Source organism: Microbacterium sp. BF1, assembly GCF_019279095.1.
GTDB classification, from domain to species: Bacteria; Actinomycetota; Actinomycetes; order Actinomycetales; family Microbacteriaceae; genus Microbacterium; species Microbacterium maritypicum.
Genome location: NZ_JAGYWT010000823.1, coordinates 1 through 629, shown reverse-complemented (window position 1 = coordinate 629; position 629 = coordinate 1). Strand labels below are relative to the sequence as shown.

Genomic DNA, 629 nt, shown 5'->3' with positions numbered 1-629 from the left:
AGAAGCACCACGCACCGCGGTGAGCCGGGCGGCGCCGCCCGACCGCTGACGACCGATCAGGCGGTGTAGCCGGCGAGGCCGGTGGCGCTTCCCGCGCCCAGCGCGATGACCAGGACGATCGAAAAGATCACCGCGCCGAGAACGGCCACGACGAGCGCCGCGATACCGGCCCCGCGGCCCTGCTTCTTGCGGATCGCGATGATGCCGAGCACGATCGCCGCGATGCCGAGGATCGTGCCCGCCCAGAAGGAGAGCTCCGTCCAGAGCACCTGATCGCGTACCGGGGCGAAGATGCGCAGATCATCGCTGTACGTCGTCATGCTCGGCGGGATGACGCGGCCGATCGCGAAGGCGTTGATGCCCGCGACGATGGGCATCACGATCGCGGCGACGAGCGCGGAGATCAGCGCGAGCATCCCCATCAGCCCGGACCGACGAGGCGTCGTCTCCGGCACGGCGTACGCGCCCGCAGGTGCGGCGTAGCCGCCGACGGGCACCTGGCACGCCCCGGGAGGGGCCGCAGGGTATCCGGGAGCAGGAGCGGACGGGAGAGCGCCGGGCGTTGCCGCATACGCCGGGTGACTGGGGGCAGGAGGTGCGGCCTGACCTGCCGGGTACGCCGGCGGAAC

The 629-nt window shown here is 72.0% G+C and carries 1 protein-coding gene; it reads right to left on the bottom strand.

Features of this window, described 5'->3' with window-relative positions:
* Nucleotides 1-56: 56 nt before the first annotated feature.
* Nucleotides 57-629, bottom strand: a 573-nt coding sequence (locus tag KZA10_RS17015) for a hypothetical protein (RefSeq protein WP_218683491.1), incomplete at its 5' end; no start/stop codon positions are given.